General features: G+C 69.3%; 15 protein-coding genes. 3 read left to right on the forward strand and 12 right to left on the reverse strand.

Features of this window, described 5'->3' with window-relative positions; translation table 11 throughout:
• Positions 1-40: 40 nt before the first annotated feature.
• Positions 41-1,030 (forward strand): bile acid:sodium symporter family protein, encoded by a 990-nt coding sequence (locus tag QTH90_RS12585; RefSeq protein WP_286664883.1) that lies wholly within the window; start codon positions 41-43, stop codon positions 1,028-1,030.
• A gap of 124 nt (positions 1,031-1,154) precedes the next feature.
• Here the strand turns inward: QTH90_RS12585 and QTH90_RS12590 are convergent, their stop codons facing one another.
• Positions 1,155-2,156 (reverse strand): aldo/keto reductase, encoded by a 1,002-nt coding sequence (locus QTH90_RS12590; protein WP_286664884.1) that lies wholly within the window; start codon positions 2,154-2,156, stop codon positions 1,155-1,157.
• A 145-nt stretch (positions 2,157-2,301) separates the two neighbouring features.
• On the opposite strand from QTH90_RS12590, the gene QTH90_RS12595 reads away from it, so the two are divergent.
• Positions 2,302-2,682: a winged helix-turn-helix transcriptional regulator gene (locus QTH90_RS12595; protein ID WP_286664885.1), complete on the forward strand. Its 381-nt coding sequence runs from the start codon at positions 2,302-2,304 to the stop codon at positions 2,680-2,682.
• Here the strand turns inward: QTH90_RS12595 and QTH90_RS12600 are convergent.
• The 4 genes from QTH90_RS12600 to QTH90_RS12615 all read right to left on the reverse strand — a co-directional run bounded on the left by QTH90_RS12600 (position 2,679) and on the right by QTH90_RS12615 (position 9,084).
• Positions 2,679-3,104, reverse strand: coding sequence for an Lrp/AsnC family transcriptional regulator (locus QTH90_RS12600; RefSeq protein ID WP_286664886.1), 426 nt, complete (start codon positions 3,102-3,104; stop codon positions 2,679-2,681). The genes QTH90_RS12595 and QTH90_RS12600 overlap by 4 nt on opposite strands.
• Positions 3,105-3,141: 37 nt before the next feature.
• A complete protein-coding gene (locus tag QTH90_RS12605) occupies positions 3,142-7,503 on the reverse strand; it encodes a DEAD/DEAH box helicase (protein WP_286664887.1) in 4,362 nt (1,453 codons plus the stop codon).
• Between the two features lie 97 nt (positions 7,504-7,600).
• Positions 7,601-8,590 carry an acrylyl-CoA reductase (NADPH) gene (gene acuI / locus QTH90_RS12610; RefSeq protein ID WP_286664888.1) on the reverse strand — a complete coding sequence of 330 codons (990 nt, stop codon included), beginning with the start codon at positions 8,588-8,590 and terminating at the stop codon, positions 7,601-7,603.
• 29 nt (positions 8,591-8,619) lie between these two features.
• A complete protein-coding gene (locus tag QTH90_RS12615) occupies positions 8,620-9,084 on the reverse strand; it encodes a ferritin-like domain-containing protein (RefSeq protein ID WP_286664889.1) in 465 nt (154 codons plus the stop codon).
• A 174-nt stretch (positions 9,085-9,258) separates the two neighbouring features.
• On the opposite strand from QTH90_RS12615, the gene QTH90_RS12620 reads away from it, so the two are divergent.
• Positions 9,259-11,061 carry an NAD(P)/FAD-dependent oxidoreductase gene (locus QTH90_RS12620; RefSeq protein WP_286664890.1) on the forward strand — a complete coding sequence of 601 codons (1,803 nt, stop codon included), beginning with the start codon at positions 9,259-9,261 and terminating at the stop codon, positions 11,059-11,061.
• 1 nt (position 11,062) lies between these two features.
• Here QTH90_RS12620 and QTH90_RS12625 read toward each other — a convergent pair whose 3' ends face one another.
• Genes QTH90_RS12625 through QTH90_RS12655 form a run of 7 tightly spaced genes read right to left on the reverse strand, consistent with a single transcriptional unit; the run spans position 11,063 to position 18,289 of the window.
• Positions 11,063-11,737: a nucleotidyltransferase family protein gene (locus QTH90_RS12625; RefSeq protein ID WP_286664891.1), complete on the reverse strand. Its 675-nt coding sequence runs from the start codon at positions 11,735-11,737 to the stop codon at positions 11,063-11,065.
• A gap of 1 nt (position 11,738) precedes the next feature.
• Positions 11,739-12,614 (reverse strand): XdhC family protein, encoded by an 876-nt coding sequence (locus QTH90_RS12630; protein ID WP_286664892.1) that lies wholly within the window; start codon positions 12,612-12,614, stop codon positions 11,739-11,741.
• A 52-nt stretch (positions 12,615-12,666) separates the two neighbouring features.
• A complete protein-coding gene (locus QTH90_RS12635; RefSeq protein ID WP_286664893.1) occupies positions 12,667-13,830 on the reverse strand; it encodes a vWA domain-containing protein in 1,164 nt (387 codons plus the stop codon).
• The gene (locus tag QTH90_RS12640) at positions 13,827-14,732 is read right to left on the reverse strand and encodes an AAA family ATPase (RefSeq protein ID WP_286664894.1); all 906 of its coding nucleotides are present in this window, start codon (positions 14,730-14,732) and stop codon (positions 13,827-13,829) included. Before QTH90_RS12640 ends, QTH90_RS12635 begins: the two co-directional genes overlap by 4 nt.
• A gap of 8 nt (positions 14,733-14,740) precedes the next feature.
• A complete protein-coding gene (locus QTH90_RS12645) occupies positions 14,741-15,364 on the reverse strand; it encodes an SRPBCC family protein (protein ID WP_286664895.1) in 624 nt (207 codons plus the stop codon).
• A 22-nt stretch (positions 15,365-15,386) separates the two neighbouring features.
• Positions 15,387-17,801: an aerobic carbon-monoxide dehydrogenase large subunit gene (locus QTH90_RS12650; RefSeq protein ID WP_286664896.1), complete on the reverse strand. Its 2,415-nt coding sequence runs from the start codon at positions 17,799-17,801 to the stop codon at positions 15,387-15,389.
• Positions 17,798-18,289 (reverse strand): (2Fe-2S)-binding protein, encoded by a 492-nt coding sequence (locus tag QTH90_RS12655; RefSeq protein WP_286664897.1) that lies wholly within the window; start codon positions 18,287-18,289, stop codon positions 17,798-17,800. Before QTH90_RS12655 ends, QTH90_RS12650 begins: the two co-directional genes overlap by 4 nt.
• Positions 18,290-18,320 lie beyond the last annotated feature (31 nt).

Here is an 18,320-nt window from a genome sequence, read left to right on the forward strand (position 1 = left end):
CCATTTCTCTTTTGAATCGGGGCGCGGTCCAATCGCATCCATGTCTCGCTCACGCTATCTCCCCGACAACTTCACGCTGTCACTGGTCGTCGTCGTCGCTCTCGCCAGCCTGTGGCCGGCCAGCGGCGGCACCGCGCATTTCTTCGAACAGCTCACGATGGTCGCGATCGGCGTGCTCTTCTTTCTGCACGGCGCCAAGCTCTCGCGCGAGGCGATCCTCGGCGGCATCACGCACTGGCGGCTGCACCTGCTGGTGTTCGCCAGCACCTTCGTGCTGTTCCCGCTCCTCGGCCTGCTGCTCAAGCCGGTGCTGACGCCGCTGGTTACGCCCGAGCTGTACACCGGCGTGCTCTTCCTGTGCGTGTTGCCGGCAACGGTGCAATCGGCCATCGCCTTCACCTCGATCGCGCGCGGCAACATCCCCGCCGCGGTGTGCAGCGCATCGGCCTCCACGCTGCTCGGTGTCTTCGTGACGCCGCTGCTGGTCAGCCTGCTGGTCGTGAAGCATGGCGACGCGGGCGCATCGCTCGGCGCGATCGGCCGCATCCTGCTGCAACTGATGGCGCCTTTCGTGGCCGGCCACCTGCTCCGGCCCTGGATCGGCGCATGGGTCAAGCGCCGCGCGTCGGTGCTCACGCTGGTCGATCGCGGCTCGATCCTGCTGGTGGTCTACACCGCCTTCAGCGCCGCCGTCATCGAGGGCCTCTGGAAGGAAATCCCGCCCTCCGCGCTGGCCGGCCTGCTGGCCGTGTGCGCGATCCTGCTCGCCCTGATGCTGGTCGTCACCACCTGGGCCGGCCGCAGCCTCGGCTTCGACAAGGCCGACGGCATCACGATCGTGTTCTGCGGCTCCAAGAAAAGCCTGGCGAGCGGCATCCCCATGGCCAAGGTCCTCTTCGCCTCGCACGCAGTCGGCGCGATCGTGATGCCCTTGATGCTGTTTCACCAAATGCAACTGATGGTCTGCGCCGTGCTGGCACAACGCTACGCCCTCCGCCAGGCAAAGACCGAGGCCTCAAGCCCCGCCTGATTCGCGAAACACCGCGGAACCGGCTCCGCCGGGCCGCCGGTGTTGCCCCCGGCAGGGGGTAGGCGGCCACACGAAGTGGGCAAGCCTGGGGGCGAGTTCAGTACCGCAAGCCTGGGGGCGAGCTTTATCTCGTTGCGTCACCCTTGCGGTATTCGGCGGTCAGGTCGTCGAGTTTTTGCTTCAGGCTCGCATCCAGCTTGTATTCGGCGGCAGCCAGTGTTGCATCCAGTTGCTCGGGCCGGCTGGCGCCGAGCAGCGGAGCGGTAATCAGCGGGTTCGCCATCACCCATGCAACGGCCAGCGTCGCCAACGGCACACCCGCCTCGTCGGCCAGCTTGTGCAGCTGCGTCACCGTGCCGAAGCTGCGCTCGTTCCAGTAGCGGTCCTGGTACATCGTGCCGGCCGTGCCGAGGGTGAAGCGCGTGTTGTCTTCCGGCTTCGCGCCAGTCTTGTACTTGCCGGTCAGCAGCCCGCCCGCGAGCGGGTTGTACGGAATCACGCCCAGGCCCTCCTCACCCGCCAGCGGCAGCAGCTCGCGCTCGATCTCGCGGAACAGCAGGCTGTAGCGCGGCTGCACCGACACCAGCCGCGTGAGCTTGTGCAGCTCGGACTTTCCGATGGCGCGCGCCAGCCGGTAGGCGAGAAAGTTCGACACGCCGATGTAGCGCGCCCGGCCGGAGCGGACGATCACGTCCAGCGCCTCGAGGCTCTCGTCCAGCGGGGTCTCACGGTCGTCCTGGTGCAGCTGGTAGAGGTCGACGTGATCGGTCTGCAGCCGCTTGAGCGACGCGTCGATGGCGTCCAGCAGATGCTTGCGCGACGCGCCCTGGTCCCAGGTGTTCGGGCCGACCTTGCCCACCGCCTTGGTCGCGACGATGTAGCGGCTGCGGCCCTTGGCGCGCAGCCAGCGGCCGATGATCTCCTCGGTGCGGCCGGTGGTCTCGACCGTGCCGCCGAGCGGGTACACGTCGGCCGTGTCAAGGAAGTTGATGCCGCCGTCGGTCGCCCTGTCGAGGATGCTGTGCGACACCGCTTCGTCGGTCTGCAGGCCGAAGGTCATGGTGCCGAGCGCGAGGCGCGACACGGTGAGGCCGGTGCGGCCGAGGCGGGTGGTGGGAATACTCATGGGAAGACTCCGATCGCTGCTGCTGGGCGGAGGGGCATCATAGTCAGCGCCGCGATGTCCGGCATGGCGTGTGGGGTACGGTTGCTCTTGCACCGCGGAAGCGCGACCATCACGCGCACCTGCTTCCTGGCAACGATTGACCCCGATGAAGACGGCCGAGGCCCCAACGGTCGATGTGTTCAGCGCCACGTCCCCATCGCGCGCGGCGCTGGAGCTTGTCGCCAACAAATGGGCGATGCTGCTCATGCCGGCGCTGCGCGACGGCCCCATGCGCAACAACGAACTGCTGCGCCGCGTCGGCGGCATCTCGCAGAAGATGCTCACGCAGACGCTGCGCGAACTGGAGCGCAACGGGCTGGTGCTGCGCACGGACCATCACAGCGTGCCGCCGCATGTGGAATACGCGCTGAGCGATGTCGGCCGGCCGCTGGGCGAGGCTTTCGTCGCGGTGGGGCGCTGGGCCGAGGCACATCACCGGGATCTGGCGGATGCGCGAAGGGCGTTCGATGGACAGGAGCGGGGCTAGCGGTACGTCGCCAGATGAATGCTCGTCTCCGTATTGCGAATGCCCTTCAGCAACCGGATGCGCTCCAGCACGTGCGACAGCTCCGTCATCGAACGAGCGCGCAGTTCGGCCAGCAGGTCCCAGCGGCCGTTGGTGTCGAACAGCGCGGCCACGCCGGGTTCGCCCAGGAGGCTGGCGATGACCAGCCGGGTCTGGTTGCCTTCGACCTGGATCGCCATCCAGGCGCGGATTTCGTCCGAGCGCTCCTCGGGCCGAAGCTGCACCGCGTAGCCGACGATGACGCCGCCGTCCTCCAGCTTGCGCAGGCGGTTCGTCACCGTGCCGCGCGAGACGCCGAGCTTCTGGGCCAGCGTCGCGGCGGGCAGGCGCGCGTCTTGCCGCAGCATGGAGATCAGTTGATGGTCGAGTTCGTCGAGGTCCATGCCGACACTGTCGGTCAGTCCCGGCGTTTTGCCAATCTCAGCCGCTGGTGGCGGCCAGGTCCACGTAGCGCAGCGACGGTTCGGAGGACAGCGCGCGGGTGACGGCCTTCGTCTCCTCCGGGCTGAGCGGCACGAGCGTCTCGACCTGCCCGGCGACGCTGGTCGCCAGCGGAATGCCGTCGCGATAGACCACGCGCGAGCCCGCGACGCGGGCGACCTTCGGCCCCGGCACGACGGTGCCGAGGAGGTTGGCCGGATCGGTGGCGGCGAGGCAGACGAGGCTCTCGTCCGGCGCCTGGCGCCGCACCTGCCGCATGAGTCCGATGGCTTCGGGCAGCGCGAACTGCTCGCCCGCCACGCCGGCGATGAACCGGCCACCGCGGATTTCTCCGCGCGCTTCGAGACGGCGATAGGCGCGCACGAGGTCGCGCCACGGGGGCAGCCACGTCGGCTCGCGCTCCAGGATGCGCCAGCACACCACGCCGTAGCGGCGCAGCAGGATGCGCGCGACCTGCTCGATGGCGTCCGGGGAAATGGCGGGCACCGGACCCGCGGCGGCAGGCGGGCGCTGGCGAACCAGCGACCACCGGCCGGCGTCCTCGATGCCGAAGAGTGCGGTGCGGCGGCGTCGACGTGCGTGCGCCGACGAACGCTTGGATGGCGGAATCAGCAACGCACGCAGCCCTGCGTAGCTGTCGCAATGCGCGCGGCCGCGCACGACGAGTTCGCTCAAAGCATCTTCGAGTTCGGTGCCCAGCAGGTGCGTGCCTTGGACGATCTCGTCGAAGAAGGAAGCGCCGTGCTCTGCGAGATAGGTGGCAACGCGCTGTGCCCGCGAGCCCAACCCCGTGTCGTCTGCGGGCGGGGGCACGAGACTGGTCCAAAGGGAGGCGGTGCGCCGCGGCAGAAGCAGCACCGGCGTCGTGCGCAGCGACGTGCCGCCACCGCCCGCACGCGCATCGCTGGCAGCGGGGCGCAGGCGCGTCCACAAGGTGCGGCCGGCCGTGCACAGGTCGTCGAGCCACGCCGGCGCATAGTCCTTCACGCGCGCCGGCAGCAGTTCGGCCTCCCAGGTGCCCGCCGGCGCCTCGTAGCCTTCGAGCTGCGTGAGGATGCCGGCGAGGGCGTCCGGACCGCTGACCCGGCCCGCGCTGCCGACGCGCTGCCACTCGAACAGGAAGCGCACGAAGTCGCGCGGCTCGACGGGCTCGATCTCGCGGCGCAGCCGCTTGAGCGTGTAGCGATGGATGCGGGCGAGCAGATGGCGCTCACACCATTCGGCGGAATCGGCGCCGGGCGTGAAGCGGCCCTGCAGCACGTAGCCTTCGGTCTGCAATGCCGACAAGGCGGCGTCGATGTCGGAACGCGGCAGGCGCAGCTGCGCCGCGAGGGCGTCTGCCGACATCGGGCCCATCCCGGTCAAGCGCGAACGCAACAGTTCGCGCAGCGTGTCTTCGGCGCTGCCTTGCGCCTGCGCGTATTCCGCGGGCGCCTCGATGACAGGCTGCATCGCCGCGCGCGGGTAGAGCGCGAGGATGGGCGTCAGGCGTTCGGCCGCCACCCACAGCCCCGCGCCGCGCGCGTCGTCCGTCGCAGGCACCAGCCGCGTCGCGCGCCCGGCCTGCGCGAGCGCCTCGAGCCACGGCAACCATTCCGCGTTGCCAGCAGCCTCCGCGTCCGTCACGACACCGAGTCCGCTCAGCGCCTCGTGCATCTCGTCGGCGTTGCGCGCACGGGGCCATGCCTCCTGCCGCACGCTCTCGATCGCATCGGCGTCGAGCTGGCCGAGATCGTCTGCGCTCTCCGGATCGATGTAGCGCCGGTTCTGCACGGCCTGGGTGCGTCGCTCTTCGAGCGGCGCATCGTCGAGGAAGGCATAGGGCCGGGCATTGAGCGCTTCCGCCGCGAGCGGCGACGGCGCGGGCAGATCGCGCGCCACCACTTCGACTTCGCCGGATTCCATCCGGCGCAGCAGCCGCAGCCAGCCTTCTGCATCCATCGCGTCATAGAGGCAGTCACGCAGCGTCTGCGCCACCAGCGGATGCTCCGGAATCTCGCGCTCGCCGGCGAGGTTCTCCGCACAGGCGACCTGGTCCGGAAAGACGCTGGCGAGCAAGTCCTCCGACTTCATGCGCTGCAACTGCGGCGCCACCTTGCGCCCGCCGACGAAGCGCGGCAATGCCAGCGCGGTGGTCGCGTTCCAGCGCCAGCGCGCGCCGAAGAGCGGCGCATCGAGCAGCGCCTGCACCAGCACGTCGAGCGCGGTCGCCGAGTGAAGGTAGCGCGCCACTTCGTCCAGCGGAAAGCTGTGGCTCGTCGAGAGCGACAGCACGATCGCGTCCTCGGTCGCCGCAGCCTGCAGCTCGAAATTGAACTTGCGGCAGAAGCGCTTGCGCAGTGCCAGTCCCCACGCGCGGTTGAGGCGGCTGCCGTAGGGCGAATGGATCACCAGCTGCATGCCGCCCGATTCGTCGAAGAAGCGCTCCATCACGATGCGCCGCTGGGTGGGCAGCGCACCGAGTGCCCTCATGGCGCGGGCGAGATGATCGGCGATCTGGCGCGCGGCCTCGGTGTCCATGCCGATGTCGCGGGCCAGCCAGTCCACCGTCGCCTGCAAGCCCCGGGCGGCCAGGCTTTCGGCGATCTCATCGCGAAGTCGCGAGACACCCAGGGAGAGTTCATCCGTGCGGCCCGGCGCCTCGCCCAGCCAGAACGGAATGTTGGGCGCGGCGCCGTGCGCATCTTCCACGCGCACGCGGCCGGGCTCGATGCGCAGGATGCGATAGCTGGTGTTGCCCAGCTGGAAGACGTCGCCCGCCAGGCTCTCGACCGCGAAGTCCTCGTTGACCGTGCCGATCTTGTGCGCCTGCGGTTCGAGCATCACCGTGTAGTCGCCGGTCTCGGGGATGGTGCCGCCGGAAGTCAGCGCGGTCAGGCGCGCGCCCTTGCGCTCGCGCAGGCGGTGATGCACGGCATCGCGGTGCACATAGCTCGCGCGCTGACCCAGCCGCGTCGTGAACCCTTCGGCGAGCATGCGCACGACGGATGCGAAGGTCTCGCGCGTCAGGCCGGCATAGGGCCATGCACGCCGCACGAGCGCGAAGAGCGCCTCCTCGTCCCATTCGCGCGAGGCGGTCTCGGCGACGATCTGCTGCGCGAGCACATCGAGCGGCGCGGGCAGCACGTGCAGCGCATCGAGTTCGCCGCGGCGCACGCAGTCCAGCAGGGCCGCGCACTCGACCAGTTCGTCGCAAGACTGCGGAAACAGGCGCGCCTTCGGCACACCGCCCACGGCATGGCCCGAGCGGCCCGCGCGCTGCAGGAAGGTGGCGATGGACCGCGGCGAACCCAGCTGGCACACCAGGTCCACATCGCCGATGTCCAGCCCCAGTTCCAGCGAGGCCGTGGCCACCAGCACCTTCAGGTCGCCGCGCTTCAGGCGCTGCTCGGCATCGAGACGCGTCTCCTTCGCGAGGCTGCCATGGTGGGCAGCGACGACCTCCTTGCCGAGGATCTCGCCAAGGTGGCGCGCGGCGCGTTCCGCCATGCGCCGCGTGTTGACGAAGACCAGCGTCGTGCGATGCGCGTGCACCAGCCCCGCGACGCGCGCATAGACCTGCTCCCACTGCTCGTTCGACATGACGACGGCGAGCGGCGTGGGCGGCAATTCCAGGGCCAGGTCGCGTTGCTTGGCGTAGCCGATATCGACGATCTCGCAATCGGCCACGCCATCCGCCACCGCGCCGGCACCGACGAGGAAGCGCGCGATCTCGTCGATCGGCTTCTGCGTGGCCGACACGCCGATGCGGGTCAGCGGCTTCGCGCACAGCGATTGCAGCCGTTCGAGCGACAGCGCCAGATGGCTGCCGCGCTTGGTGGCGACGACCGCGTGGATCTCGTCGACGATGACCGTGCGCACGGTCGAGAGCATCCGGCGCCCCGACTCGGAGCCGAGCAGCACATAGAGCGACTCGGGCGTGCTGACCAGGATGTGCGGCGGCTGCCGCAGGCTTTGCTGCCGCTCCCTGGCCGGCGTGTCGCCGGTGCGCACGGCCGTGCGGATGTCGACGTCCGGCAGCTTGAGCCTGGCGAGTTCGCGACGGATGCCGGCGAGCGGCGCCTTGAGGTTGAGGCCGATGTCGTTGGAGAGCGCCTTCAGCGGCGAGATGTAGAGGACCGAGGTCTCGTCGGGCAGGCCGCCCGGCTCCAGCCCTTGGCGCACCAGGCTGTCGAGCGCCGCAAGAAAGGCCGTCAGCGTCTTGCCCGACCCGGTGGGCGCCGCGACCAGCGTGTGGCGCCTCGCGGCGATGACCGGCCACGCGGCCGCCTGGGCCTCCGTGGGGCCCGGAAAGGTGGCGTTGAACCAGTTGGCAACGGCGGGGTGGAAGTCTTGAAGCACGACGTGACGCGGTCTTGCTGCGCAACGTGGCGCAGGGGAATGAGATCAGGCTGGCCCTGCCGATGTCAAGGCGCGCAGGCGGCCGCGATGTATCCGTTCATGACGCGCCCAGGTCGACCAGCACGCGCCCGCGCACCTCGCCGGCCAGCAGCCGCGGCGCGAGGGCGGCGACCGCGCCGAGGCCGATGGTCTCGGTGTTGGCGTCCAGCAGATCGCGCGGCAAGTCATTGGCAAGCAGCTGCCATGCCGCGAGGCGGCGCGTCTGCGGGGCATGCACGCTGTCGATGCCCGCCAGCGTGACGCCGCGCAGGATGAAGGGCGCGACGCTGGCCGGAAAGTCCATGCCCTGCGCGAGTCCGCAGGCGGCAACGGTGCCGCCGTATTTCAGGCTCGCGCAGACGTTGGCCAGCGTGTGGCTGCCCACGCTGTCCACCGCAGCGGCCCAGCGCTCTTTCTGCAGGGGCTTGCCGGGTTCGCTGAGCGTGGCGCGGTCGATGATCTCCCTGGCGCCCAGGCGCTGCAGGTGTGCGGCCTCCTGCGGCCGCCCCGTCGATGCGTGCACCTCGAACCCGAGCTTCGCGAGCAGCGCGATGGCGATGGTGCCCACGCCGCCGTTCGCGCCGGTGACGAGCACAGGGCCCGCGGCCGGCGTCACGCCGTGGTTCTGCAGCGCCATCACGCACAGCATCGCGGTGTAGCCGGCCGTGCCGATCGCCATGGCCTGCCGTGCGTCGAGGCCCGCGGGAATGGGCACCAGCCAGTCGGCCTTGACGCGGGCCTTGCGCGCAAGGCCACCCCAATGCGTTTCGCCGACGCCCCAGCCGTTGAGCACCACGGCGTCGCCGGGCCTGAAGCGCGCGTCGCTGCTCTCGACCACGCTGCCCGCGAGGTCGATGCCGGGCACCATCGGGAACTTGCGCACCACGGGCGACTTGCCGGTGATGGCGAGCGCGTCCTTGTAGTTGACGGTGGAATAAGCGACGTCGACGAGCACGTCGCCCTCGGGCAACTGGGCTTCGTCGATGGACGTGACGGCGGACCGGGTGGCGCCGTCGTCGGCCTTGGTGAGCAGCAGGGCTTCGAACATTTTCCTGGGTTTCCTTGCGATTCGGTCTCTCAATCATTGCGCACCGCGAAGGCACGCACTTCGCCGGGCTTGCGCAGCATCTTGTCGACATCGGCGGCGTGGAGCTCTTCCGCCTGGATCATCTGCCGGGCGAACTCCTCCAGCGCCACGGAGTGGCCTTCGACCAGCCGCAGCAGGTCGCGGTACAGGTCCAGCGCCTTGCCTTCCGTCGCCAGCGACTCCTGCAGGATCGCCGACATGTCGTGCTTGTGCGAATCGAGGAGCGGCCCGATGCCCAGCGACGGGTAGGCGCCGAGCGTGGTGATCCATTCGCCGACCTGCTGCGCGTGCAGCAGCGATTCGTCGGCCTGCTGGCGCAGCCACGACACGATCGGGATGCGCGAGAAGCCGAAGACGAGGAAGGAGTAGTGCGTGTAGCGCACGACGCCGGCCAGCTCCGCTTCCAGCAGACGGTTCAGGACGTCGACGACCTGGGCCTTGTCGAGTTGGGACATGGAAAGGCACCTCCGCGAGCGAAGTCGGCGCCACCATCGGCGCCTCGCAAAGACTCGCACGATCCCCGCGCCGGCGCAAGCAGCGAAGCGCGTTTGACGCCGGCGGACGATGGGCGTACGGTTGCCGCCCGGCTCGCCCGCGTACACGAGACCGGGAACCAAGGAGACACATAGATGACGGATCTGTCCACTCATCCGACGCAGATCGCCAGCGCCTGGCTGGCGGATTTCTCGTCCGCCCTGGAGCGGCAGGACATCGATGCGGCGGTCGCGCTGTTCGAGCCTGACTGTTACTGGCGCGACCTGGTCGCTTTCACCTGGAACATCCGGACACAGGAAGGCCCCGAGGCCATCCGCAAGATGCTGGAGGCACGGCTGGCCGACACGAAGCCGGGCGCCTTCGCAGTCGAGGGCGAAGCGACGGAGGCCGATGGCGTGGTGGACGCGTGGTTCACCTTCGAGACCGCCGTCGCGCGCGGACGGGGCCACCTGCGGCTGCGCAAGGGCAAGGCCTGGACGCTGCTGACGACGATGACCGAGCTGAAGGGCTTCGAGGAGCGCAAGGGCGATCGGCGCATCAAGGGCGCCGAGCACGGCGCGAACCCCGAGCGCAAGACCTGGCTCGAAAAGCGCGACGAGGAAGCGAAGACGCTGGGCTTCACCGAGCAGCCCTACGTCGTGATCGTCGGCGGCGGGCAGGGCGGCATCGCCCTCGGCGCGCGGCTGCGCAAGCTGGGCGTGCCGACCATCATCGTCGAGAAGAACGCGCGGCCCGGCGACTCCTGGCGCAAGCGCTACAAGAGCCTGTGCCTGCATGACCCGGTCTGGTACGACCACCTGCCCTACCTGCCCTTTCCCGAGGACTGGCCCGTGTTCTCGCCCAAGGACAAGATCGGCGACTGGCTGGAGATGTACACCAAGGTGATGGAGCTCAACTACTGGGGCTCCACCACCGCGAAGAAGGCGCGCTTCGACGAGGCGAAGAAGGAATGGGAGGTCACCGTCGAGCGCGACGGCAAGGAGATCACGCTGCGGCCGAAGCAGCTCGTCTTCGCGCTCGGCGTCTCGGGCTACCCGAACGTACCGAAGATCCCCGGCGCCGAGACCTTCGAGGGCGAGCAGCATCATTCCAGCGCGCATCCCGGGCCCGAGGCCTGGCGCGGCAAGAAGTGCGTGGTGCTCGGCTCCAATAACTCGGCGCACGACATCTGCGCGGCGCTGTGGGAGACCGGCGCCGACGTGACCATGATCCAGCGCAGCTCGACGCACATCGCCCCTTCGGATTCGCTCATGGAGCTGGCGCTCGGCGGGCTGTACTCCGAGTCTGCGGTGAAGGCCGGCGTGACGACCGACAAGGCAGACCTGATCTTCGCCTCGGTGCCCTACAAGATCATGGCGCCGATGCAGGTGCCGGTGTACGACGAGATGAAGAAGCGAGACGCGGACCTTTACGCGCGGCTTGAGAAGGCCGGCTTCCTGCTGGACTTCGGCGTCGACGGCTCGGGCCTCTTCATGAAGTACCTGCGGCGCGGATCGGGCTACTACATCGATGTGGGCGCCTCGGAGTTGGTGGCCAACGGCAGCATCAAGCTGCGCAGCGGCGTGACCATCGAGCACATCAACCCACGCTCGGTGACGCTGAGCGACGGCAGCGAGTTGCCGGCCGACCTGATCGTCTACGCGACCGGCTACGGCTCGATGAACGGCTGGCTGGCCGACCTGATCTCGCCGGAGCTGGCGGACAAGGTCGGCAAGGTCTGGGGACTGGGCTCCGACACGCCCAAGGACCCGGGGCCATGGGAAGGCGAGCTGCGCAACATGTGGAAGCCGACGCAGGTGCCGCAACTATGGGTCCACGGTGGCAACCTGCACCAGTCGCGGCACTACTCGCAGTTCCTCTCGCTGCAGTTGAAGGCGCGCATGGAGGGCCTGTCGACGCCGGTGTACGAACTGGCGCCGAGCCACCACCGGCGCTGAATCAGGCGGCAGCGAGTGCGGCGGGCCAGCGCAGTTCGTGGCCCGTGCGCTCGGTGAACGCCCGGAGATCCTCCGGCGTGTCGATGTCGACCCGGTAGCGGCTGTTGTCGGTGTCGAACCAGCGCACGCGCTCCGGATGGGCATCGCGCCAGCGGCGACAGGCCGCGTTCGCATCGCCGGCCAGCCACTCGTCGCGCAGGGCGGATTCGAAGATCACCGGATTGCCCGGCTCGCCCGCCACGCGCGGCACGGCCATCGAGGCATCGCCGCGCTTCTTGAAGGCGCCGATCAGCGCCGTGATGTCCTGCGCGTTGATCATCGGCTGATCGGCGAGCGCGACGATCACTGCGTCCAGCTTCGGGGACAGGGCCTGCAGGCCGATGCGCACGGACGAGGCCTGACCGTCGTCCGGCGATGGATTGCGCGCCAGGGTGACGGGGAAGTCGCGCACGGCCGCTTCGATCGCGTCGGCATGATGGCCGAGCACGACGACGACCTCGTCCACGCCAGCGCCCGAGAGTGCAATCAACTGTCGGCGGATGAGCGGCACGCCGCCGAGTTCGAGCAGCGATTTCGGCCGGCCGCCGAGCCGGCTGCCGGAACCGGCCGCGAGCAGCACCGCGCCGATCACCATGCGTGCGTAGAGGCCGCCGCCGCCTTTGAGGATGCAGCCCATGTCAGTGCCCGCAGCAGGAGGATTTCGCCGCGGCTGGAACCGCGGGCGATTCCGCCACCGTGGGGGCGGCGGGCGATGCGCGCTCGGCGCCGCGCCGGTGCGAAACGACCGCGGCCAGCACCGACAAGGCGATTTCCTCCGGCGTGGTCGCAGGCATCGGGTAGCCCGCGGGCGCGACGATCGCGGCCACCGCCTCTGCATCGGCGCCCGCTGCCATCAACGATTCCTTCAGCACCTGCGCCTTGCGCGCACTGGCAACGAAAGACACCTGCCGCGCATCCAGCGCGAGCGCCAGCCGCAGCGCCTGCACATCGCGGCGGCCCTGCGTCGCGACGACCACCCATGCGCCCGGCGCGATCTGCGCGGTGGCCGCGGCCACGTCATCACTCGCGATGACGCGCTGCGCATCCGGGTAGTCCGTCGGCTGCGCCTCGTGTGCCACCAGCGTGACCGCGAAGCCCACGCGCGGCGCGAGCTGGCTCAGGCTGGCCGCGACCGGCGACGCGCCAATCACCACCAGTTGCGCCTGCGGCAGCACCGGGTCCACGAACAGCTCCAGCGTCCCGCCCGAGTGGCAGGCCATGCCGAATTCCAGCACGTCGCCGAGGTCCTTCTCCTGCCCGTCGGCGGTCGGCGCGATGCGGATCAGCCGTGCATGCCCATCGGCCAGCACCTGCCGCACCGTGCGGACGACGGCGGGCTGGGCGCAACCGCCGCCGATCCAGCCATGGAAGTCGCCATCGGCCGTGACGACGGCCTTGTCGCCGGGGTGGGCCGATGCCGGCGCGAGCGCCTTGATCACGCTGACCAGCGCATAGGGCTTGCCGGCCCGTTGCAGCCGCTGGGCGGCATCGAAGACCGTGTCGGCGTTGTTCATGGCGACTCCTTGGCGAGCGGGAAAGGGTTGGATCACGTTGCGGTGCCGGCGTTCAGTGCAGGTGCTGCGCGATTCCGGCCAGATCGCGCAGGCTGTTGAGCCGCGCGAAACCTTCGACCAGGCCGCCGTGTTCGACGACGCCCTGCATCGCCTGCGAGGCCGGCGGGCGTTCGGACGGATGGAACCACTGGATGCGCGCACCGCGCCGACGCACGCGCGCCAGTTCTTCGGCGAGCCGCTGCGGCTCGTCGGCATCGAAGCCATCCGACAGCACCCACACGCGCGCATTGCGCGTGAGCTGCGCGCGCGCATGCACCGCATGGAAGTCGGCGAGGCTCGTGGCGATGCGGGTGCCGCCGCCGAAGCCGGCGGTGACGGCATTGACCTTCTCCTGCACTGCGGCGGAGTCGCTCCGCAGCAGCGGCGTGACTTCGGCGAGCCGCGTGTGGAAGACGAACACGCGCGCGTTCATCGCCGCCACGAAGGCACGGGCGATGCGCAGGAAGAGCTGCGCGTGGGTCTCCATCGACCGGCTCACGTCGACGAGGATGAAGAGGCGCGGCCATTCGCGCCGTGGCGCGCGCCACACGGGATGCACCGGCAGGCCACCGGTGCGCAGGCTGGCGCGCAGGGTTCGGCGCACGTCGAGGCGGCGGCCTTGCGCGCTGTCGTGCCAACGGCGGGTCAGGCGCTTGCGCAGGCGCTGCGCGATCTGCTCGGCCAGGCGTTCGAGCTGCGCCAGGTCCTGCGGCAGCCACTCCGAGAGCGCGCGGTCGTGCAGGGCGTCTGCGCGGCTCGCGCCACCTTGGGCGCGCGGCAGGCCGGCGTCGTCCGCCTGCGCGGCGGCTGCCTGCAGGGCGGTGTCCTGCGTCGATCGTGTCGACGGCCGTGCGCCGTCCAGGCTGTCGTGCAGGCTCTTCACCATTTGCCGCAAGTTGCGGCTCGGGCGCGTCTCACCGCTCGTCCGCGTCTTGCCTTTCGTGCGCGTGGGGTGCCAGTAGCGCTCGAAGAGTTCGGGCCAACGCTTCCAGTCGCGGGCGTCGTGGCAGGCGATGGAGCGCCAGGCCGCATCGAGCCGCGATGCGCGCTCGATCGGCACGCGCAGGGCGGCGCTCACCATCGCCTGCTGCTCCGCCACGCCGACCTTCAAGCCGTGGTCGCGCAGCAGGGCCGCAAAGCCGGCGATGCTGTCGAGTGGGCGTGCGGTGGTGTTCATGTGGGCTGCGGCGCCTTCTCGGCCACGCCGACAGTGCGCCGGCCCTCGATGAGCTGGCGGACGCGATCCTCGCCGAACTGGAAGCGGTCCTCGCGCGTCTTGAGCAGGCACGCCAGCGTGCCGGCGAGTGCGTGCGGGTCGTCCGGCATCGCCTTGAAATCGAGCCGGTGCAGCGCGCGCACCCAGTCGAGCGTCTCGGCCACGCCGGGTGTCTTGGCGAGGTCTTCCCGGCGCAGGCGCTGCACGAAAGCCACCGCCTGCTCGACGAGCGCGCTCTCGGCCTGCGGCAGCGTGGCGCGCACGATCGCGATCTCGCGCGCGAGCGTCGGGTATTCGAGGTAGTGGTAGAGGCAGCGGCGGCGCAGCGCATCCGACAACTCGCGCGTGCCGTTGCTGGTCAGCACGACCTGCGGCACGTGCCTGGCGTGCACGGTGCCGAGTTCGGGCACGGTGATCTGGTAGTCGGCCAGCACTTCGAGCAGGAAGGCCTCGAAGGCTTCGTCGGCACGATCGATCTCGTCGATCAGCAGCACGCAGGGCGCGTCGCTGGAGATGGCCTGCAGCAAGGGGCGTTCGAGCAGGTAGTCGCGCGAGAAGAGATCCGCCTCCTTCATGCCCTGCGGCTGTGTCTCGTGCAGGCGGATCGCGAGCAGCTGGCGGCCGTAGTTCCACTCGTAGGCCGCCTGGGAGAGGTCCAGCCCCTCGTGGCATTGCAGCCGCACGAGCGCCTGGCCGCGTGCCTGCGCCAGCGCGGCGGCCAGTGAGGTCTTGCCGACACCGGCATCGCCTTCCACCAGCAGCGGACGCTGCAATTCGCCAGCCAGCCACAGCGTGGTGGCAAGGCCTTCGTCGGCGATGTAGCCGGCGCGGTGCAGCGATTCGCGCAGCTCGGCTTCGGTCATGGCGCGTTTCAGGTGCGCTTGCCGAGCAGGCCCGCGAACCAGCCCTTGACGAGGCTCCACAGCATGGCGAGCGCGTTGATCTCGCGCGCTGGTGCGGGTGCCGCGGCGGGGGGTGGGGAGGACGACGGTGCCGCCGCCGGGTCCGCAGTCGCCGCACCCGATGCGTCCGGCGCCGGCAGCGCCGCGGCGGCTGCGCGGAAGTTGTCGACGAACTGCGCCAGCAGCATCTCGGACACCGGCACCATCAGCCGGCTGCCGAACTGCGCGAACTTGCCGCTGACGGCGACCACGGCCTGCCCCGCCAGCACCGAGGTGGCCGCCGATTCGCCGGGCTCGATGGTGGCGCTGAGGTCCATCGAGGCCGACGAGCCGCCGCGGTCCGCGCCCTTGCCGAGCATCTGCAGCTTCATCGCGGACTCGTCGAGCGCAAGCACCTCGATGTCGCCCGCAAAGGCCGCGTTCGCCGGGCCGACCTTGACCTTGACGTTGCCCTTGTAGTGCGTGTCGTCGACCTGCTCGGTAATGGCCGCGCCCGGCATGAGGCCAGCGACCGCCTTGACGTCGCGCAGCACCTGCCACGCACGGGCCGCATCCACATCGAGCGGGTAGCGCTTGTCGATCTTGACTTCCATCGTGGCCCTTTCTCGGGATGATTCAGAGCGCGACGCCGCTCTTCTTCAGTTGCTGCCACACGCGGTAAGCGCTGTGCGGCATCACCATGTGCTTCACGCCCAGGTGCGCGAAGGCATCGACCACGGCCGAGGTGAAAGTAGGGATCGAGCCGACGTGCGGGGACTCGGCCACGCCCTTGGCGCCGATCGGATGGTGCGGCGACGGCGTCACGGTATGGTCGGTTTCCCATCTGGGCGTCTCCACCGCCGTGGGCAGGAAGTAGTCCATCAGCGTGTTGCCGAGCAGGTTGCCCTGCGCATCGAAGGGCATCTGCTGGCCCATCGCCACCGCATAGCCTTCGGTCAGCCCGCCGTGGATCTGGCCTTCGATGATCATCGGGTTGATGCGCGTGCCGCAATCGTCGAGCGCGTAGAAGCGGCGCACCTTGGTCTCGCCGGTGCCGCGGTCGATGTCGACCACGCACAGGTAGATGCCGAAGGGGAAGGTGAAGTTGGGTGGGTCGTAGTAGTGCACTGCTTCCAGGCCGGGTTCGAGCCCCGGCGGCGCCTGGTGGTAGGCGGCCCAGCAGATGTCCTTCATCGACTTGAACCGGCTGTCGTCGCCCTTGACCTTGAAGCGGTCGATTTCCCAGTCGAGGTCGTTCTCGCCGACTTCGAGCAGGTGCGCGGCGATCTTGCGCGCCTTGGCGTGGATCTTCCGCGCGGCGAGCGCGATGGCAGCGCCAGCCACGGGCGTCGAGCGCGATCCGTAGGTGCCCAGGCCGTAGGGCGCGGTGGAGGTGTCGCCTTCCTCGACCTGGATGACTTCGGAGGGGATCCCGAGTTCGGTCGCGATGATCTGCGCGTAGGTGGTCTGGTGACCCTGGCCCTGCGTGATGGTGCCCATGCGCGCGATGGCGCTGCCGGTGGGGTGCACGCGGATCTCGCAGCTGTCGAACATGCCGACGCCGAGGATGTCGCACATCTTGCTCGGCCCGGCGCCGACGACTTCGGTGAAGGCGACCAGGCCGATGCCCATGAGCGTCGGGCTGTCCGGATCGGCGCGCCTGGCGGCCTGCTCGGCGCGCAGGCCCTTGTAGTCGCAGGCGTCGAGCACCTTCTGCAGTGCAGTGTGATAGTCGCCCGAGTCGTACTCGAAGCCGAAGGCCGACGTGTACGGAAACTGCTCCTTGCGGATGAAGTTCTTCGCGCGGATCTCGGCCTTGTCCATGCCCAGCTTTTGCGCGAGCACGTCCACCATGCGCTCGATCACGTAGACCGCCTCGGTCACCCGGAACGAGCAGCGGTAGGCCACGCCGCCCGGCGCCTTGTTGGTGTAGACGCCCTTCACGCTGCACCACGCGGCGGGTATGTCATACGAGCCCGAGCAGATGTGGAACAGGCCGGCCGGGTACTTGGTCGGGTCGGCGCAGGCATCGAAGGCGCCGTGGTCGGCGATGACGTTGACGCGCAGGCCGAGTATCTTGCCGTCGGCAGTGGCGGCAAGCTCGCCATCCATGTGGTAGTCGCGGGCGAAGGCCGTGCTGGAGATGTTCTCGATGCGGTCCTCGATCCACTTGACCGGCTTGCCCAGCACGATGCTCGCGACGATCGCGCACACATAGCCGGGGTAGACGCCGACCTTGTTGCCGAAGCCGCCGCCGATGTCGGGCGAGACGATGCGGATCTTCGACTCCGGCAGGCCCGACAGGAGCGAGACCACCGTGCGCACGACGTGCGGCGCCTGCGAGGTCATGTAGGTCGTCAGCTCACCGCGCACTGGATCGAAGCTCGCGACGCAGCCGCAGGTCTCCAGCGGGCAGGGGTGCACGCGCGGGTAGAAGATGCGCTCGGCCACCGTCACCGGCGCGTTCGCGAAGGCTGCATCGGCGGCGGCCTTGTCGCCGGCCTCCCAGGTGAAGATGTGGTTGGGATGGTCGCGCTTGCCGTGCGCGCCGTCGGTCTTGCCGGCGAGGTCCTCGCGCAGCACGGGCGCATTCGGCTCCAGCGCTGCGAAGGGGTCGATCACCACGGGCAGTTCCTCGTACTCGACGAGCACCGCTTCCACACCGTCGGCGGCGGCGTAGCGGTCTTCGGCGATGACGACCGCGACCTCCTGCATCTGGAAGTGCACCTTCTCGTCGGCCAGCACCGCCTGCACGTCACCCGCGAGCGTCGGCATCCAGTGCAGCTTGAGCGGCTTGAGGTCGTCGGCGGTCAGCACTGCGATCACGCCGGGCACCTTCAGCGCCTCGGTCTTGTCGATCTTCTTCACGCGCGCATGGGCGACTGGCGAGCGCACGATGTCCATGTGGAGCATGCCGGGCATCTTGATGTCGTCGACGTAGTTGCCCTTGCCCTGGATGAAGCGCGCGTCTTCCTTGCGCAGGCGGCTGTCGCCGAGGCCTTGCAGCGCGGCGCTGCGCTCGAGCAGCGCGGGGTCGATGGGGGCGTTCATGCGGCCACCTTTTCAGTCTGCTGCAGCTTGGCGGCGGCATGCAGCACCGCCTTGATGATGTTCTGGTAGCCCGTGCAGCGGCACAGGTTGCCGCTCATGCCGGTGCGGACTTCATCCTCGGTCGGGTTCGGGTTCTCCTGCAGGAAGCGGTAGGCGCGCATCAGCATGCCCGGCGTGCAGAAGCCGCATTGCAGGCCGTGCTCCTTGTAGAAGCCTTCCTGCACGGCGTGCAGCACCGCGCCTTGCGCGAGGCCCTCGACCGTCAGCACTTCCGACCCGTCGCATTGCACCGCGAGATGGGTGCAGCCCTTGACCGACTGCCCGTCGATGTCGACGGTGCAGGCGCCGCAGTGGCTGGTCTCGCAGCCGATGTGCGCGCCGGTGAGGTGGCACTCCTCGCGCAGGAAGTGCACGAGCAGCATGCGCGGCTCCACCGCCTTCTCGACGCGCCTGCCGTTGACGCTGACGCTGATGAGTTGCTTGGTCATGGGTGTCTCCGTCCTCTGGTCGTCTTGTTGT

This window comes from Variovorax flavidus (assembly GCF_030317145.1).
Lineage (GTDB): Bacteria > Pseudomonadota > Gammaproteobacteria > Burkholderiales > Burkholderiaceae_C > Variovorax > Variovorax flavidus.

What these genes read in the sequence shown, in the direction of transcription:
- QTH90_RS12655 (WP_286664897.1), bottom strand. Translation starts at nt 18,289, where the DNA reads ATGACCAAGCAACTCATCAGCGTCAGCGTCAACGGCAGGCGCGTCGAG.
- QTH90_RS12595 (WP_286664885.1), top strand. Translation starts at nt 2,302, where the DNA reads ATGAAGACGGCCGAGGCCCCAACGGTCGATGTGTTCAGCGCCACGTCC.
- QTH90_RS12645 (WP_286664895.1), bottom strand. Translation starts at nt 15,364, where the DNA reads ATGGAAGTCAAGATCGACAAGCGCTACCCGCTCGATGTGGATGCGGCC.
- QTH90_RS12625 (WP_286664891.1), bottom strand. Translation starts at nt 11,737, where the DNA reads ATGGGCTGCATCCTCAAAGGCGGCGGCGGCCTCTACGCACGCATGGTG.
- QTH90_RS12635 (WP_286664893.1), bottom strand. Translation starts at nt 13,830, where the DNA reads ATGAACACCACCGCACGCCCACTCGACAGCATCGCCGGCTTTGCGGCC.
- QTH90_RS12630 (WP_286664892.1), bottom strand. Translation starts at nt 12,614, where the DNA reads ATGAACAACGCCGACACGGTCTTCGATGCCGCCCAGCGGCTGCAACGG.
- QTH90_RS12585 (WP_286664883.1), top strand. Translation starts at nt 41, where the DNA reads ATGTCTCGCTCACGCTATCTCCCCGACAACTTCACGCTGTCACTGGTC.
- QTH90_RS12650 (WP_286664896.1), bottom strand. Translation starts at nt 17,801, where the DNA reads ATGAACGCCCCCATCGACCCCGCGCTGCTCGAGCGCAGCGCCGCGCTG.
- QTH90_RS12620 (WP_286664890.1), top strand. Translation starts at nt 9,259, where the DNA reads ATGACGGATCTGTCCACTCATCCGACGCAGATCGCCAGCGCCTGGCTG.
- QTH90_RS12615 (WP_286664889.1), bottom strand. Translation starts at nt 9,084, where the DNA reads ATGTCCCAACTCGACAAGGCCCAGGTCGTCGACGTCCTGAACCGTCTG.
- QTH90_RS12640 (WP_286664894.1), bottom strand. Translation starts at nt 14,732, where the DNA reads ATGACCGAAGCCGAGCTGCGCGAATCGCTGCACCGCGCCGGCTACATC.
- acuI (WP_286664888.1), bottom strand. Translation starts at nt 8,590, where the DNA reads ATGTTCGAAGCCCTGCTGCTCACCAAGGCCGACGACGGCGCCACCCGG.
- QTH90_RS12590 (WP_286664884.1), bottom strand. Translation starts at nt 2,156, where the DNA reads ATGAGTATTCCCACCACCCGCCTCGGCCGCACCGGCCTCACCGTGTCG.
- QTH90_RS12600 (WP_286664886.1), bottom strand. Translation starts at nt 3,104, where the DNA reads ATGGACCTCGACGAACTCGACCATCAACTGATCTCCATGCTGCGGCAA.